Genomic DNA, 16,801 nt, shown 5'->3' with positions numbered 1-16,801 from the left:
TAGCCCCTCCTTAATCTTTTATGGCTTTCTCGGCAAATGAAGTGTTTACAAGAGTTTTGTAATCTACTTGCTTAGGAAGTTCACCGGCTTCCTTCATGATCGATTGCAAATGATTCCATTCTTTTGGATCGAGTATTGGATCAGTTGCATAAGTTCCTTGATTTTTATACCGATCAATCGCTTTCGCGAGCATATCGGTATCCGTATCTTTAAAATAGGGGTGGATGACTTGCGCAATTTCTTTCGAGTTATGGTCAGCGACCCATTGCTGAGCTTGGTAGATGGCACGGGTAAATTTAGAAACAGCAGATTGGTGAGATTCCATATAGCTTTTTGTCGCCATGTAAGAAGTATACGGAACATGGCCTGATTCTTTTCCGAACGAAGCGACGATGTATCCTTTTCCTTCTTTTTCAAAAATGGAGGCTTGAGGTTCAAATAATTGTACGAAGTCTCCGGTGCCGGAAGCGAATGCGTTCGGGATGTTGGCATAGTCGATATTTTGTATCAGATGGAGATCTTTATGCGGGTCAATTCCGTTTTTCTTTAACACGTATTCTCCGACCATTTGCGGCATACCGCCTTTACGTTGCCCGAGAAAACGGGAGTCTTTTAATTGGCTCCATGTAAAGTGATCTATCTTCTTCCTGGAAATGAGGAACGTTCCGTCTGTTTGGGTCAATTGAGCAAAATTAATAACTGGATTTTTAGAGCCGCGAGTGTAGACATAAATCGATGTTTCCGAGCCTACAAGCCCGATATCTGTACCGCCCGACAACAGAGCGGTCATCGTTTTGTCGCCGCCCCAAGTGGTTTTTAACTGTACGTCCAATCCTTCTTTTTTAAAAAAGCCTTTGGCGAGCGCAACATATTGGGGGGCATAGAAAACCGATCGTGTCACTTCTGCAACTCTTATTTTTTCTGTTTTTTGAGTTGTTTCATTCGATTGGCAAGCACTTAACCCAATGATTAACACGGCAGCAAAGAGAATGGAAAACGACATTTTAAACGTACTCGACATGGACGATGCCTCCTTTAGTCATCTTATAGTGCACTTGATTCATTCTATTTTATGATGACGGCAAAAAATGTGTGAACGCCCATTTTGAAACGCGTTACAGGAAAAGCTGTAAAATGAACGAATAGGATGTGCCGTTTTTTGCTTCAATTTCTAAAAAACAGTAATTTATCAGTTTTAGTACAAAGTACATAGGATCGTGGAAACAAATTCTTGGAGTTGAACAAAAAACGGCTGCAAGCAAGAGAACGGGAAAGGTGGTGGTAACGTGCAAGATGGTCAGATCATCGAACGATATGTTTTTCCTTCTCCTAGTCCAAATGTGAATCTTTTTATGATTACCTATTGGTCAAGCGGTTTAAGGGTGAAAGGGTTGCTTGCGGTGCCGAAAAAAGAAGGTCTGTATGATGGATTATTATACTTGCGGGGCGGGATCAAAAGCGTCGGTATGGTTCGACCGGCCCGAATCGCGCAATTTGCTTCGGAAGGATTTGTTGTATTTGCACCTTTTTACAGGGGGAATCAAGGAGGAGAAGGAAATGAAGATTTCGCGGGAAAAGATCGTGAAGATGCTTTTTCCGGTTTTGAATTGTTAAAAAGAAATCCGAAGGTGGATCCTGACCGAATTCATATTTTCGGCTTTTCCCGCGGCGGTGTTATGGCACTGCTGACAGCGATTGAAAAACGGGATGCTGCTTCGGTCGTTTCATGGGGCGGGGTAACAGATATGGAATTAACTTATGAAGAGCGGAAGGACTTAAGAAGGATGATGAAAAGGGTGATCGGCGGAAGTCCGAAAAAAGTGCCAGAAGAATATAAGTGGAGAACACCTATCTATCATTTAGAAAATCTTTGTTGTCCGGTGTTGATCATACACGGGGGAAAAGATCAAAATGTATCAATTGAACACGCTTACCGCTTGGAAAAAAGACTGAAAGAATTGGGAAAACGTGTGACTACTTGGTATTTTCCGAACTTCACTCATTATTTTCCGCCCGCAATGAACCGCAAAATGGTGACATCCTCTTGTCAATGGATGAAAAATCAGGTCCTGTCGTGATAGGATAAGGGAGAGAACGATATTTTCATTGGGAGGGCATAAACGATGGGAATGCCGCTGGAACTGAATACAATGATTGTGACAAAAGGAAATGAGGAAAGAGTGGGAGGAAATCTATTTCAGTTAAGAAAAAAAGGGTATCGTCTTTATCCGCTGCATGTACCTGTTCCTGTCAAAAAAACGTTGGATGGCGATATTTCAGGTACCGCTGTGATTGAAAAAGTAGTATGGGAAAATCAGGAAACTCTCATCACATACAGGCTTATTGCTTTAAACTCCACAAACTGAAAAAATCAATAGACTGTTCACCTTTTCAAAGGCAGAAAATAAGGGGTTGCGCAACAGCACCCTTATTTTTTATGTGCGCCCGGCATGTACATGAACTATAGGGTGTAAGTCCCGAACCCCGAAGACAGAAGTAGAGGTTAGCCAAGAGCAAGGGTGTCCGTGGTGACGCGGAATCTGAAGGAAGCTGGAGGCAAAACACCGGACCGAGGAACACGAACCTCATATAAGGCTAGGTATGATGGAGTGAGTTTGCATAACAAAACAAAGCTCTTTCTGTCGAAGGTCATATCGAGTAAATGAGGCGGATAGATGGTGTGAAAGTGCATGTACTTACCCGGGGAGGTCTGGCGGATATGTGAAGTACTCTTCATAACCTACTTAGTGATAAGTAGCTGAACCGTCAGAAGTCAGCAGAGGTCATAGTATTAGTTGGTCTAGAACAACTAAGAAGGACCGAACAATTAAGAGAGAATAGCCCTTGGTATTCAGTGAGTCATGATGAACACAGAAAACGTAGTACCTCACTTGAGGGAGGAAGGGGTGAATCCCGTGGGAGACCTCTTGGAGGGTGGAGTGACCACTGGCATAAAGAGAACAGCTATTCACGGAAGTTATAAAGACTTGCGTCAATGATCTTAATTGAACGGCCGTATACGGAACCATACGTACGGTGGTGTGAGAGGACGGGAGTTAATCGCTCCCTCCTACTCGATTTCTAATCATTTTTTAACGTCTTTCCGAAAGAAGTCTTCCATCCTTTAGGAATGTGAAGGTGTGAATAGCACCAATGAGTAGGTGGGAGATGAATTTCGGTTGGCTTTAGCCAAAGTTATTTTTCCAATCCCTTTCTCAACAATTCTAAGATTGCGGCTGTTCTAGTTGGAATCCCATTTTCTTTTTGATATTGCTCCAATTTTTCTAATATCGTCTTAGGCATACGAATTTCTACACGTTCTTTCTCTTCTCTCATGATTATCACCTCATATTGATTGTACGGATTTTTTACGGTATAATCAATATATACGAAATTTTTCCGCACAAAGTGAGGTGAATTGATATGGCCAAGCAAAACAAAGCTTTCAAGTTTCGTTTGTTACCAAACAAAGAACAATCCGCATTATTAGCTAAGACATTTGGTTGTGTTCGCTTTGTCTACAATAAGATGTTAGCTGAACGCAAAGAAACGTATGAAAAGTTCAAGGATGATAAAGAATTGCTTAAAAAGCAAAAGTTTCCGACCCCTGCAAAATATAAAAGTGAATTTCCATTCCTAAAAGAAGTGGATTCTTTAGCTTTGGCAAATGCACAAATGAACTTACAGACTGCTTATAAGAATTTCTTTGAAGGAAATGCGGATTTTCCAAAGTTCAAAAATCGTAAAGCAAAACAATCCTATACAACTAATATGGTCAACGGAAATATTAAGCTAGAAAATGGTCATATCAAACTGCCAAAAATCAAAAAGCCAATAAAAATGAAACAGCATAGAGAGATACCTGCTGATTATAAAATCAAATCTTGCACTATTTCTAAAACAAAGACAGGCAAATACTACATTTCAATTTTGACAGAATATGAGAAAGATATTCGTCCAGTTAAAATACAGAAAGTTGTTGGTTTGGATTTTGCTATGGATGGTCTATATGTCGAGAGTGAACAGGGTAAGAAAGCCAATTACCCACGTTACTATCGGCAAGCCTTAGATAAATTAGCAAAAGCACAACGAATTCTTTCTCGAAGAAAGAAAGGTTCTGCAAGATGGGAAAAACAACACCTGAAAGTGGCTAAGCTACATGAAAAGACAGCGAATCAGCGCAGAAACTTTCTTCATCATAAGTCAAAAGAATTAGCAACAAACTATGACGCTGTGATTATTGAGGACTTAGACATGAAAGGCATGTCTCAAGCCCTCAACTTTGGAAAAAGCGTTCATGATAACGGCTGGGGGATGTTCACTACTTTCTTAGCGTATAAGCTAAAAGAACAGGGGAAACAACTTGTGAAAATTGATAAGTGGTTTCCCTCCACTAAGAAGTGTTCATGTTGCGGCAAGGAAAAAGAAATGCCATTATCTGAACGTGTATATAAATGTTCTTGCGGCTTTGTATTAGATCGCGATCACAATTCAGCAATCAATATCAAAAATGAGGGATTACGCTTATTAGCATAAAGAATAATAACTTTCGGAACGAGAGGGTTAGCTCGGTCAATTTTCTGTCATTAGACGGGATTACCCGAGAAGCCCCCACTTCAATCAAACCGTAAGGTTGATAAGTGGAGGGTAGTTCACACATCTTCCAACTGATCTACGAAGTGCATGGACCGTGTTGGTGATGGGGCATTTTGAAAGGAAAAATGGACCAAAATGATCATAAAAGCAACTATCCCCTTCTTCCGCAAGAAAATTCTTGCGGGGGAAGGGGATGTTTGACGTTGGATCTCGGTATTATTGGATATCTTTCAAACGGCAGAACTTTATTGAATAGGTCCACCCAATTTTTCAATTTCTGCGGGTACATCGGTAAATTTCTTAAAGTTTTCACGGAAGCGGGCCGCCAATTCCAGTGCTTTTTCTTCATATGCTTTTTCATCCTGCCATGTTTTTTTCGGCAGCAATACTTCGTCCGGCACTCCCGGAACATGAAGAGGGATCTCCAGACCGAAAATTTCGTCTTTCTGAGTTTCGGTATTAGCTAATTCGCCTTCTAAAGCGGCTTGAACCATTGCACGTGTATAGGATAGTTTCATTCGGGATCCGACGCCGTATTCTCCGCCTGTCCATCCGGTATTGACCAAATAGACTTGCACATTATGTTCATCGATTTTTTCACCGAGCATTTCAGCGTATCGTGTAGCCGGAAGAGGCAAGAATGGCGCTCCAAAGCATGTGGAGAATGTTGCTTCAGGCGAGGTAACGCCCCTTTCCGTACCGGATAATTTGGATGTGTATCCGCTTAGAAAATGGTACATGGCCTGTTCTTTTGTCAATTTGCTGATAGGGGGCAGAACACCGAAAGCGTCTGCGGTCAAAAAGATAATCGTGTTTGGATGACCTGCAATACTAGGAACGACAATATTATCGATCGCGTCAATTGGATAGGCGGCACGAGTATTTTCTGTCAAGGAAGAGTCGTTATAATCCGGAATCCGAGTATTTTCATCCAATACTACATTTTCAAGAACGGACCCAAAGCGGATCGCATGATAAATTTGCGGTTCCTTTTCTTCGGAAAGCCCAATGCATTTTGCATAGCAGCCGCCCTCGATATTAAAGACTCCTGTAGATGACCATCCGTGCTCGTCATCTCCTATTAAACGGCGGTTCGGGTCTGTGGATAAAGTGGTTTTTCCCGTTCCGGAAAGCCCGAAGAACAGAGCAACGTCTCCTTCAAAACCGACATTGGCCGAGCAGTGCATCGATAAGACGCCGGATTCCGGCAAGAGGTAATTCATGATCGAAAAAATGGATTTCTTCATTTCTCCGGCGTATTCAGTCCCGCCAATCAATATGACTTTGCGTTCAAAAGAGATAATGATAAAAGTTTCTGATCTCGTTCCGTCAACTTCAGGATCAGCTTTAAAATTAGGGGCCGAAAGAATGGTAAATTCCGCCTGATGACCCGCTAATTCTTCTTCCGTCGGACGGATAAAAAGCTGATGGGCAAAAAGATTATGCCATGCGTATTCATTGATTACTTGAATCGGAAGGCGATGAGATGGATCGGCGCCGGCGAATCCTTTAAATACGAAAATTTCTTCTTGTTCTTTTAAGTAACGAATGACTTTATGGTATAATTTATCAAAAACTTCTGGAGAAATCGGCTGGTTCACCGGTCCCCAGTCTATTTTGTCTTTGGTTGATGGCTCTTTTACAATGTATTTGTCTTTTGGTGATCTCCCGGTATATTTTCCGGTTTGAGCGCGAACGGCGCCGGAAGCAGTTAATACGCCTTCTTTTCTGGAAAGGACTTTTTCAACCAGTTGTGGGACAGATAATTGAACATGGACATTGGATCCCTTAACTAATTCCAAAATTTCATTCGAAATGACAGAATTCATAAATAATAACCATCCTTTTGTTTTTATTTTTAGATGTTATTTTCGAGTTCACTTAAGAAATAGTATAACACTTTTATTCGATTAGTCTATACTATTTATCGTAAATTTTTGTCTATTTTTTTTCATCTTTTCCTTAATTGGCATGCCTATTCTATACTATATAAATTGAAATAAAGGTTTTCTCCCGTTCCACGGCGAATAAATACAAAGAGAAAATAGGGGAACGGAGAGAAAATATGATGCCAAATCACAAAGACGAGATCGAAAAGTTGTCCACTGCCATGAAAGAAGCAAAAAGTAAACGAGCATATGAACGCTACCAAGCGATTTATCTTCATTTGCAGGGATATACCAAAGGAGAAATCGCAACGATTATTGGTCGATCCAAGAAAACTATTTATAACTATATTCATGCCTACGCCCAGCGCGGTCTTGATGGACTGGAGATGAAATACTCACCTGGCGCCCCACGTCGATTGACCCCTGAGCAGGAAAAAGAGCTGGCTTTGATCATTGAACATCAGCTCCCCGTAGATGTGGGATTCGAAGCAAAATATAATTGGACGCTTGCGATAATCGCTGAACTCATTCAACAAAAGTGGGGGCCAACATACACGCTTCGCGGAACAATTGACATTCTGCATCGGTTAGGGCTAAGCTATACGAAACCGACCTATACACTAGCCAATGCCGATGAAGAGAAACAAAAAGAATTCGTCGAAATCACCTTCCCTGAAGTAAAAAAAACTGGTAGATGGGAACATCGCCCATGTCCTCTTTCAAGATGAGTCGATGATTCGTGATTACCAAGCGATTCAAAAAACATGGTTTGTCAAAGGAAAACAACGAATCATTCCGACGTTTGGAAAACATCAAGGGCTGAAGCTGATTGGCACGTTGAACTACGAAACAGGGGAAGTGTTTTGCATCGAAGAAGAACGCTATGACGCGGAAACATTTCTTCGATTTCTTCAACTTGTGTTAGAACGCTATCCCACAGGCAAAATAGTGATGATTTTAGATAACGCTCGAATTCACCATGCCAAACTCATTCAGCCATTTTTAAAAGAACACGAAGATCGGTTAGAGCTCGTCTTTTTGCCACCATACAGTCCGCAATTGAACTTGATTGAAGGGCTATGGAAATGGCTGAAATCAGACGTGATTTACAACGTGTTCTATTCGAGTGTGCAAGAAATTAGAAAGAATGTCCAAGCCTTTATTCAGCGAATCAACCAGAAACCAGAACAAACGATCGATCGTTTGTATGTTCAGTTGTAAATCTTTAATTCAACTTATATATATAAAAGGAAGAAAAAAGGGAGAAACAGGATATGATTCAGAGTTTTTTGGTTCAGGTTTTAATGAGTCCGTTTAAACCGTCTGTTGCGACGGATTTAAAATAGAATTTATTTCTATTTCAGGAAGAAAACATTGCGTCAACGGAAAGACAAAAATTTGTTGACACCCGTTTGGTTTCTACGTTATAGTTTAACATTGAACGGATACTCTTATCCTGAGTTGGCGGAGGGACAGGCCCGATGAAACCCGGCAACCTTCTCAACGACAAGCGATGATTTTGAAGCCGTCAGGTAAAAGGACATGCTTCTTATGTCGTACCGGCGACGCGAGGGGCTTGTGAGAAAGGTGCTAACCTGATGCAAGGTGTAAATACCTTGAACGATAAGAGTGAAAGGCGCATGTAACCAAAAACCTTTCCTCTGCATTCTTTTGGGAAAGGTTTTTCTTTTTGATTGAGTTTGGCGCTGGACCATTGAGATTGCCGGTCCTTTGGAAACGGGCAATCATACCATACTACGAAAGGAAACGAGTACCGTTTAAAAATAAAGCGAACATCCATTTTCAAATGTTTTGACCCCAAAAAGATAAGGCTTACTTTCTCTGTTGTCAAGACCTTAACTGGCGGGTTAAAAGAAGGAAATGGAATTGATCGAAACTGCGATAGGAGGAACTTTGATGTCAAAAAAACGCCGTCTTTTCACTTCAGAGTCTGTCACCGAAGGGCATCCGGATAAAATTTGCGACCAAATTTCTGATGCCATTCTCGATGCTATTCTCGAAAAAGACCCGAATGCAAGGGTAGCTGCTGAAACTTCAGTAACAACTGGGCTTGTGCTGGTTTCTGGAGAAATTACGACGTCTTCTTATGTGGATATTCCCAAAATTGTACGCCAAACGGTGCGGGATATTGGCTATACCCGGGCGAAATACGGATTTGACGCAGATACTTGCGGTGTCTTGACGTCTATCGATGAACAATCTCCCGACATTGCTCAAGGGGTGGACCGCGCCTTGGAAGCAAGAGAAGGATCGATGACGGATGAAGAAATTGAAGCGATTGGCGCGGGCGACCAAGGTTTGATGTTCGGATTTGCCTGCAATGAAACGGAAGAATTAATGCCGCTTCCTATTTCTTTAGCCCATTCTTTATCCCGCCGGTTGACAAAAGTGCGCAAAGAAGAGATTATTCCTTACTTGCGTCCGGACGGAAAAACTCAAGTAACGGTTGAATATGATGAAAACGACAAGCCTGTGCGCATCGATACGATTGTCATTTCGGCCCAACATCATCCGGAAATCACGTTAGAGCAAATTCAGCGCGACATTAAAGAACATGTTATTGACCCAATTGTTCCAAAAGAATTGATCGATAATGAAACGAAATATTTCATCAATCCGACCGGCCGTTTTGTTATTGGAGGACCTCAAGGTGACGCCGGATTAACGGGACGGAAAATTATCGTAGACACTTACGGCGGCTACGCAAGACATGGTGGAGGAGCTTTTTCTGGGAAAGATCCGACGAAAGTAGACCGATCTGCAGCCTATGCTGCCCGCTATGTAGCTAAAAATATTGTGGCAGCTGGACTGGCAGAAAAGTGTGAAGTACAGCTTGCTTATGCGATTGGGGTAGCTCAGCCGGTATCGATTTCCATCGATACATTCGGAACTGGAGCTGTATCGGAAGATGTATTGGTAGACGTCGTGAGAAAGAACTTCGACCTGCGTCCAGCTGGAATTATCAAAATGCTTGATCTGCGTCGCCCAATTTATAAACAAACAGCTGCATACGGCCATTTCGGACGCACCGATTTGGACCTTCCTTGGGAAAAAACAGATAAAGCCCAAACGCTTCGCGAACAAGCATTAAATCAATAGACAAATGTACAGGAGTTACACTTTTAGCTGTAGCTCCTTTTTCATTTGAACGTGAAGATTTTTTAATGAATCCAAGTATTGTGGCCATCTATAGCGGAAAATAAATGGTACAATTGATGAATCATCGTGAAAAAGGGGATACTTATACAACATTCCAATAGGCAAACTCTCCTACAACTAGAAAAGGACTGATAAAAAATTCGACTTTTGAACTTGGACGCTTTTCCTGTTGAGGTATTGGAAGTGATTTGATTTTGGAACTTCCGGAATGAAATGGAAATTTTTCATGAAATAAATTCCTTGCCAAGATTCACAATTTCGTTAAACTAGTAATGTGAACTTAAATTACAGAAAGGTGATAGTCATGTGCGGCTTTATCGGTTGCGTTTATGATCATAAAGATTATCCGAAATTAACGGAAGAACAATTTAAATTAATGAACGATATCATTTATCACCGTGGTCCTGATCATGATGGATTTTATCAAGATGAACACGTTCAATTAGGATTTCGACGTTTAAGTATTATTGACCTTGAAAATGGAAACCAACCGCTGTCATTTGAAAATGAACGATATTGGATTATTTTTAATGGCGAGATCTACAATTATGTGGAATTACGAGAAGAACTTTTAAAAGAAGGCGTTGAATTTGCTACTTCGTCTGACACAGAAACCATCGTCGCTTTGTACAGCCGCCTAAAAGAAAAAGCTGTAGAAAAGCTTCGCGGTATGTTCGCTTTTGTGATCTGGGATAAAGAAGAACAAGTGTTGTTCGGTGCAAGAGATCCGTTCGGCATTAAACCATTTTTTTATAAAGAAGAAGGAGGACGTACTTTTTTTGCTTCCGAAAAGAAGAGCATTTTGCTTGCCAGTGAAGAAAGCAGCTTAAATGCGAATGCCGCTCAACATTATTTTACGTATCAATACGTTCCGGAACCTGATACATTGCATGCGGAAATTCAAAAATTGGAACCTGGCCACTATTTTATTAAAAAAGTCGGCGAAAACATGACGATTCGCCGTTATTGGAAAGCCGCTTTCCAACCGATTTACCGCGAAGAAGACGAATATGTGAAAATGGTGCGTGAGGCGCTTCTTGATTCTGTAAAAGTACACATGAGAAGCGATGTGCCTGTCGGATCCTTCCTTTCAGGGGGAATTGATTCTTCTTTTGTTGCTGCGATTGCCAAGCAATACCATCCAAAGATTAAAACATTCTCTGTCGGATTTGAACGCGATGGATATAGTGAAATTGATGTGGCTAAAGAAACAGCGGAAAAATTGGGTGTGGAAAATATTAGCTACGTGATCACACCGGAAGAATATATGAAAGAATTGCCGAAGATTATTTGGCATATGGATGATCCGCTGGCCGATCCGGCTTGTGTTCCGTTGTACTTCGTAGCTCGCGAAGCAAGAAAACATGTAACAGTCGTATTATCAGGAGAAGGAGCAGATGAACTTTTCGGCGGCTATAATATTTATCGTGAACCGCAATCGTTGGCTGTTTTTCAAAACATACCGGAAGTTGGGAAAAAATTGCTTCGATTGTTGGCTTCCATTTTGCCTGATGGTGTGAAAGGAAAAAGCTTTATTGAACGCGGCGTTACGCCGATGGAAGAACGGTACATCGGTAATGCGAAGATGTTTGGAGAAGAGGAAAAACGGAAACTATTGCGACAATATCGCGACGGCCTTGAATATACCAACATTACAAAGCCATTTTATGCAGAAACAGTCGGTTATGACGATGTCGATCGCATGCAGTATATTGATATTCATACATGGCTGCGCGGTGACATTTTGTTAAAGGCAGATAAAATGACAATGGCCCATTCTTTGGAATTGCGCGTTCCATTCCTTGATAAAGAAGTATTTGAAGTGGCGTCCAAAATTCCAACGCGCTATAAAACCGCTCATGGCACGACCAAATACATCCTTCGAAAAGCTGCGGAAGGAATTGTCCCTGATCATGTATTAAATAGAAAGAAACTGGGATTCCCGGTGCCAATTCGCCATTGGCTGAAAGCAGAAATGCATGATTGGGCTGTAACCATTATTAAAGAAAGCGAAACGGGGCATCTTATTAACAAGCAATATGTATTAGATTTACTGGAAGAACATTGCCAAGGAAAAAAAGATAACAGCCGTAAAATTTGGACCGTTCTTATTTTTATGATTTGGCATGCTGTATATGTAGAAGGCAAATATGAATTTCAAACACAAAAACAACGGGAAATGCAGCTTGTGTAATAATGGGTAAAAAACTAGGGGAGATAGGTAATGGCCTGTCTCCCCATTTGCACCCATGCTTTTTCAAAGGAGTCAATGGGTGCTTTTTGATTTTTTACATTGGTTAGTGGATCGTTAAAATACACATACTGATCGTCATAGCCGGTGACTAATACCGAGTGTTCTTTATAGGTAATTTTTATTTTTCCGCTCTCCGTATGCCAAGTTTGAAACGCGCTGTCCGGCAGCTTATTGTAAGTGGTATTGATGATAACCCAAACTGGGCGGCCGTCGGAAAGATGGACTTTTAATTCTTCAAAATCCGCTCCTGTCAAATCTAATGCCTTCTTGCCTTCTGGCAAATATTTATTGGCCAGTTCCAAAATGGGCTTATGATAAACTCCCAGGCCGGGTTTAGAAAGCGTATACATATCGCCGACAAATCCGTTGTCAGGGTCGCCGAAAAAAATAAGTCCATTCTCCACTCGATAAGTGGCAGGGTTCTTTTTCACTTCTTTGGCCAGTTCCATTTTATCGACGGAGACGCCTGCTGATTGAAGGAGCATGGCTAAGCTTGTCACTTCGCATCCCCGTGGCAGTTCCGGCAATTGAGGAATGAGAGGGGAATCAAGCAAAACACTCTCTTTTACTTTGGCTGTAGAATAATGAGTCCAATGATGAAATGCTATAAGCGATTTTTGGAACGGAATCGAATATTTGATTTCATCCCGGAAAAAGACTGAAAGAAACAAGAAAAAAAGCAACACTATTAAAACGGTCGGTTTCCATTTGTCGCGGAAATATCTTATGATAAAAAGAAGAAGGATTCCTAAACTAATGAGAAAAAAGAATAAAATCATGAAAGTAAAATTCATTCAGCACCACCTAAAACATTTTTGAGAGCACCGGATGGAAAACAAAATGGATGTTTGAATCAATACCGGCGCATGATCCTGCTTGGAAAGTGGATGGCAGGAATGGGATAATGGTTTTTGGACATACTACTAATCCTTTTGATTTTGCAGCTGCTTATAATACTGAGCTTTTTCGGCGTACTCCCGGACAATTCGTTCCATTTCGCTTTTATCATGTTCATTAATGGGACGGATGACTTTGGCTGGCCGTCCGAAAGCCATTGAGTGCGGAGGGATGACTTTTCCCGGCGGTACAAGGCTGCCGGCTCCGATAAAAGCCCCTTCTCCAATTTCAGCGCGGTCGAGTATAATAGAACCCATACCGATAAGAGCCTTTTTACGAATGATGCAACTGTGCAAAATCACTTGATGGCCGATTGTCACTTCATCTTCCAATATTAACGGATTATTTGGACTTTGATGAAGTACGGAGTTGTCTTGAATATTGACTTTTTTACCGATGATCGTTGGTGCAACGTCTCCTCTGATGACGGTGTTGAACCAAACGCTGGATTCTTCGCCAATTTCAACATCTCCCGTAATGGTGACATAATCAGCGATAAAGGCAGAATCAGCGATTTTCGGCGTTTTTTCGTGATAAGGATAGATCATGACCGTTCTTGGCTCCTTTCTTTGCTCCTTCTACCTTATTCTATCGAATTTTAGAAGATTTGTATAATGTGGTGGGTATCTTCCTTGCCAAATCTGTATTTTTGCTACATGATGTGAACGTTGGAGAAAATCTATCTCAGCAAGTGGCCGTAATGGATAAGAGTCGACACTGTTTGAAAAAACTTGGATTCTATAAGCGAAGTGTCGGTATTTATCAACGAAGCCGTTTAGAGAGCATGAAAGGAACAAGAAACGGAGGCAAAAGGGACCTCTAGATCTGTAAAAAAGCGAGGTTGATCAACATGTGGAAATGGAATCCCGAGGATGGACAAGGAAAGGGCGTCATTGTCATGATTCACGGCGCTTTTGAACATCATGGCAGATATGGATGGCTCATTGAAATGTGGAGAAATTCCGGTTTTCATGTAGTAATGGGCGATTTGCCCGGGCAAGGAACGACATCCAGGTCTAAGCGCGGCCATATTGAGCGTTTTGATGAATACATATCGGCAGTGAAAGAGTGGTTACAGGCTGCCTACCAATTTGATTTGCCTATATTCTTGCTTGGACATAGTTTAGGAGGGCTTGTTGCCATCCGTCTATTGCAGGAAGAGCGAGTCAAACTGGCCGGGGTGATCTTGTCTTCGCCTTGTTTAGGGCTTCTGCACACGCCGCCAAAAATTCTTGATGTTCTTTCCTATGGTTTAAATTCCCTGGTGCCTTCCGTTAAATTTGCAACGGGATTATCCATTGAAATGGCGACGAGGAATAAAGAAGTACAGGAAATTGATTTAAACGATACGTTGTACGTGACAAAGGTGTCAGTCCGCTGGTACAGGGAAATGATACAGGCTGTAAAGCTTGCGTTCACAGATGTTTCGAAAATGCCTGATATTCCATTTTTGGTCATGCAAGCAGGAGATGATAAAATTGTAGATAAGTCTGAAGTGAAAAAGTGGTTTCAGCAATTGTCTCTTTCAGAAATGCATTTCAAAGAGTGGCCGAAACTGTACCATGAAATTTTTAATGAGCCGGAAAGAGAAGAGGTTTTCGCATATACGAAGAGTTTTGTCGAAAATTGCTTGCGTTCCATTGGCTACGTGGTTGATTAAAAGAGGTGAGAATATTGACCATCCCCACCCATCCATTTTCATTAATGGGGCAGGCTTATCGTAAAGTATTTCCAACTGTTCATAAAGAATTAAACAAATGGAAAAAAAAGGCGAACTCGATACCTGATCAAGAATTGAAAAAACAAGCACTTGCCAGTATCGAACATAAAACGTTTCATTGTGAAGGCGGTTCGATTTTAGCGCTGCTGTCCGGCGAACATTTCGGAGAAGCTGTAAAGTTTATTGTCGCTTACCAGACGATCAGCGATTACTTGGACAATTTATGCGACCGGAGCACTTCTCTTGATCCAAAAGATTTTGCTGCCCTTCACGAATCGATGATAGATGCGTTAACGGTAGGAGCTCCTTTTCGCCCTTATTACCGATTTCGAAACGAGCAGGAAGATGGCGGCTATTTACGGGAATTAGTCGGCACATGCCAGTCAGTCTTGCAAAAAATCAATCATTATCCGGCTATATCCTCCTACTTGCTTGAACTTTGCCGATATTATTGCGATCTCCAAATACATAAGCATGTTTGTGTGGAAGAAAGAGAAGAACGATTAAAAAAATGGTTTTCTCGTTATAAAGATCAGCTTCCGAAGATGGAATGGTTTGAGTTTTCGGCTTGTTCAGGTTCCACTTTGGGCATTTTTTGTTTAGTTTCTTATGCATTTAGAGACGATTTCAAGCCGGAATATGCGTCCATGATTCGAGAAGCCTATTTTCCGTATATCCAAGGTCTTCACATTTTATTGGATTATTTTATTGATCAGGAAGAGGACCGGAAAGGCGGAGATTTAAATTTTTGCTTTTATTATGACAGTCAAGAAGAGCTTTTGTCCCGCTTTCAATATTTTATTCAAAAAGCGGATAGCAGCACGAAACATTTGCCTCATGCCAAATTTCATCAATTGATCAACAGGGGGCTCCTTGGCATTTATTTATCGGAGGATAAAGTCAACCAACAAAAGGATGTTCAGTCTTTAGCGAAGAAAATTATCCGTTTTGGAGGTTCGACCAGCTACTTTTTCTATTATAACGGCAGAATGTATCGAAAATTTCGTCAGCATGTATCCAAATAACCTTTTTCTGTTTGGACAGAACATACAAAAGAGCCGTTTTTCATCCGTTCGTTCAAGAATGTTTTCGAAAGTATTGGTGACGTTAAGGAAGAGCAATTTATTAGACAATTAGCTACTCATAGTGAATAATGAAACAATCAAACCAAAGTTTTCAATAAGGGGATGTAAAGAAGTGGCTTTAAAATTAAGTGTTTTAGATCAGTCGCCCATTTCAGAAGGAATGGCGGCGGAAGAAGCACTCTCCAATACAGTGAAATTGGCTCAGCATGTAGAAAAATTGGGATATGAGCGTTTTTGGGTTTCTGAACACCATGATTCAACCACTTTAGCAGGATCTTCACCGGAAGTGTTGATATCCTATCTGGCAGCCAAAACGAAAAAAATCCGGCTAGGTTCCGGCGGGGTAATGCTCACTCATTACAGTCCGTTTAAAGTGGCGGAAAATTTTCGTGTTTTAGAAGCGCTGAATCCGAAACGAATCGATTTAGGAATAGGACGTGCCCCCGGTGGAATGCCGAGAGCCACGCTGGCGTTAAACAACGGCCAGTACCGCAAAGTTGACCGTTATTCTGAACAAATTGATGAACTGCTCACCTATCTATACGATGCGCTGGACGAAAGTCATCCGTATTACGGATTGAAAGCTTCTCCTGTTACACAGACTGTTCCTGAAGTTTGGATGCTTGGTTCCAGCCTTTCCAGCGCAGAACTGGCTGCTCAAAAAGGACTGCCCTATACATTTGCCCAGTTTATCAATGGGGAGGGAGGTCCGGAGTTTACAAAAGAGTATCGCCGTCAGTTCCGACCGTCCAAGTATTTAAGCGAGCCTAAAAATATGGTAGCGGTTTTTGCCATTTGCGGAGAAACAGAAGAAGAGGCGGAACGAATTGCTTCAAGTTTAGACTTAACTTTACTTATGCTGGAGCGGGGAACGCCGCTGAACGGAACTCTAAGCCCGGAAAAAGCCGCTCAATATTCGTACGATTCATTGGAACGAAAGATCGTTCAGGAGAATCGAAAACGAATGATTATCGGTGATCCGAAACAGGTCCACGATCAACTCTTGCGCTTAAGTGAATTATATGAAACAGAAGAAATTGTGTTGGTGTCCATCACTTACAGCTTTGAAGACCGTTTGCGCTCTTATGAACTGATCGCGGAAGAAGTGCTTAAGTAAAAGTCAATCTGAGTTAAAAAGAAAAGGCAACTGGTTTATCAGCCAGTTGCCTTTTTTCTCTTT

At 41.5% G+C, this 16,801-nt stretch carries 14 protein-coding genes and 1 riboswitch; of the genes, 9 read left to right on the top strand and 5 right to left on the bottom strand.

Features of this window, described 5'->3' with window-relative positions; genetic code table 11:
* Window positions 1-10: 10 nt before the first annotated feature.
* Window positions 11-1,021, bottom strand: a complete 1,011-nt coding sequence (locus N1I87_RS13800) for an ABC transporter substrate-binding protein (protein WP_003352724.1) — start codon at window positions 1,019-1,021, stop codon at window positions 11-13.
* 331 nt (window positions 1,022-1,352) lie between these two features.
* Between N1I87_RS13800 and N1I87_RS13795 the strand changes: the two genes are divergently transcribed.
* Together N1I87_RS13795 and N1I87_RS13790 are read left to right on the top strand one after the other, a co-directional pair.
* Window positions 1,353-2,078, top strand: coding sequence for an alpha/beta hydrolase family protein (locus N1I87_RS13795; RefSeq protein WP_081473002.1), 726 nt, complete (start codon window positions 1,353-1,355; stop codon window positions 2,076-2,078).
* 45 nt (window positions 2,079-2,123) lie between these two features.
* The gene (locus N1I87_RS13790) at window positions 2,124-2,366 is read left to right on the top strand and encodes a DUF2584 domain-containing protein (RefSeq protein ID WP_003352726.1); all 243 of its coding nucleotides are present in this window, start codon (window positions 2,124-2,126) and stop codon (window positions 2,364-2,366) included.
* A gap of 829 nt (window positions 2,367-3,195) precedes the next feature.
* Here N1I87_RS13790 and N1I87_RS13785 read toward each other — a convergent pair.
* Window positions 3,196-3,336: a ribbon-helix-helix protein, CopG family gene (locus tag N1I87_RS13785; protein WP_003352379.1), complete on the bottom strand. Its 141-nt coding sequence runs from the start codon at window positions 3,334-3,336 to the stop codon at window positions 3,196-3,198.
* An 87-nt stretch (window positions 3,337-3,423) separates the two neighbouring features.
* On the opposite strand from N1I87_RS13785, the gene N1I87_RS13780 reads away from it, so the two are divergent.
* Window positions 3,424-4,536: an RNA-guided endonuclease TnpB family protein gene (locus tag N1I87_RS13780; RefSeq protein WP_003353982.1), complete on the top strand. Its 1,113-nt coding sequence runs from the start codon at window positions 3,424-3,426 to the stop codon at window positions 4,534-4,536.
* 305 nt (window positions 4,537-4,841) lie between these two features.
* On the opposite strand, the gene pckA is transcribed toward N1I87_RS13780, so the two are convergent.
* Window positions 4,842-6,425: a phosphoenolpyruvate carboxykinase (ATP) gene (gene pckA / locus N1I87_RS13775; protein ID WP_270584760.1), complete on the bottom strand. Its 1,584-nt coding sequence runs from the start codon at window positions 6,423-6,425 to the stop codon at window positions 4,842-4,844.
* Between the two features lie 236 nt (window positions 6,426-6,661).
* Between pckA and N1I87_RS13770 the strand changes: the two genes are divergently transcribed.
* The 3 genes from N1I87_RS13770 (at window position 6,662) to asnB (ending at window position 11,859) form a co-directional block, all read left to right on the top strand.
* A protein-coding gene (locus N1I87_RS13770; RefSeq protein ID WP_341102317.1) for an IS630-like element ISBs2 family transposase occupies window positions 6,662-7,706 on the top strand; the annotation gives its coding sequence in 2 pieces (ribosomal slippage) (window positions 6,662-7,165 and window positions 7,167-7,706; 1,044 coding nt in all).
* Window positions 7,707-7,933: 227 nt separating this feature from the next.
* Window positions 7,934-8,115, top strand: a riboswitch (SAM riboswitch).
* A gap of 287 nt (window positions 8,116-8,402) precedes the next feature.
* Window positions 8,403-9,605 carry a methionine adenosyltransferase gene (metK, locus tag N1I87_RS13765; protein WP_003353837.1) on the top strand — a complete coding sequence of 401 codons (1,203 nt, stop codon included), beginning with the start codon at window positions 8,403-8,405 and terminating at the stop codon, window positions 9,603-9,605.
* A gap of 364 nt (window positions 9,606-9,969) precedes the next feature.
* Window positions 9,970-11,859 carry an asparagine synthase (glutamine-hydrolyzing) gene (asnB, locus tag N1I87_RS13760; protein ID WP_048623868.1) on the top strand — a complete coding sequence of 630 codons (1,890 nt, stop codon included), beginning with the start codon at window positions 9,970-9,972 and terminating at the stop codon, window positions 11,857-11,859.
* Between the two features lie 14 nt (window positions 11,860-11,873).
* Here the strand turns inward: asnB and N1I87_RS13755 are convergent, their stop codons facing one another.
* Together N1I87_RS13755 and N1I87_RS13750 are read right to left on the bottom strand one after the other, a co-directional pair.
* Window positions 11,874-12,713, bottom strand: coding sequence for a C39 family peptidase (locus N1I87_RS13755; RefSeq protein ID WP_003353835.1), 840 nt, complete (start codon window positions 12,711-12,713; stop codon window positions 11,874-11,876).
* A 129-nt stretch (window positions 12,714-12,842) separates the two neighbouring features.
* Window positions 12,843-13,364, bottom strand: a complete 522-nt coding sequence (locus N1I87_RS13750) for a gamma carbonic anhydrase (protein ID WP_003353834.1) — start codon at window positions 13,362-13,364, stop codon at window positions 12,843-12,845.
* Between the two features lie 302 nt (window positions 13,365-13,666).
* Between N1I87_RS13750 and N1I87_RS13745 the strand changes: the two genes are divergently transcribed.
* From N1I87_RS13745 to N1I87_RS13735, 3 genes are all read left to right on the top strand, one after another.
* Window positions 13,667-14,476: an alpha/beta hydrolase gene (locus N1I87_RS13745; protein WP_341102314.1), complete on the top strand. Its 810-nt coding sequence runs from the start codon at window positions 13,667-13,669 to the stop codon at window positions 14,474-14,476.
* 14 nt (window positions 14,477-14,490) lie between these two features.
* Window positions 14,491-15,561, top strand: a complete 1,071-nt coding sequence (locus N1I87_RS13740) for a tetraprenyl-beta-curcumene synthase family protein (RefSeq protein ID WP_341102312.1) — start codon at window positions 14,491-14,493, stop codon at window positions 15,559-15,561.
* A gap of 172 nt (window positions 15,562-15,733) precedes the next feature.
* Window positions 15,734-16,738, top strand: a complete 1,005-nt coding sequence (locus N1I87_RS13735) for an LLM class flavin-dependent oxidoreductase (RefSeq protein ID WP_341102311.1) — start codon at window positions 15,734-15,736, stop codon at window positions 16,736-16,738.
* Window positions 16,739-16,801: the final 63 nt, after the last annotated feature.

The organism is Bacillus sp. FSL W8-0102 (genome assembly GCF_038007225.1).
Classification (GTDB): domain Bacteria; phylum Bacillota; class Bacilli; order Bacillales; family DSM-4216; genus Bacillus_O; species Bacillus_O smithii.
The sequence above is the reverse complement of the archived record's forward strand: the minus strand, read 5'-3'. Positions and strand labels throughout refer to the sequence as shown.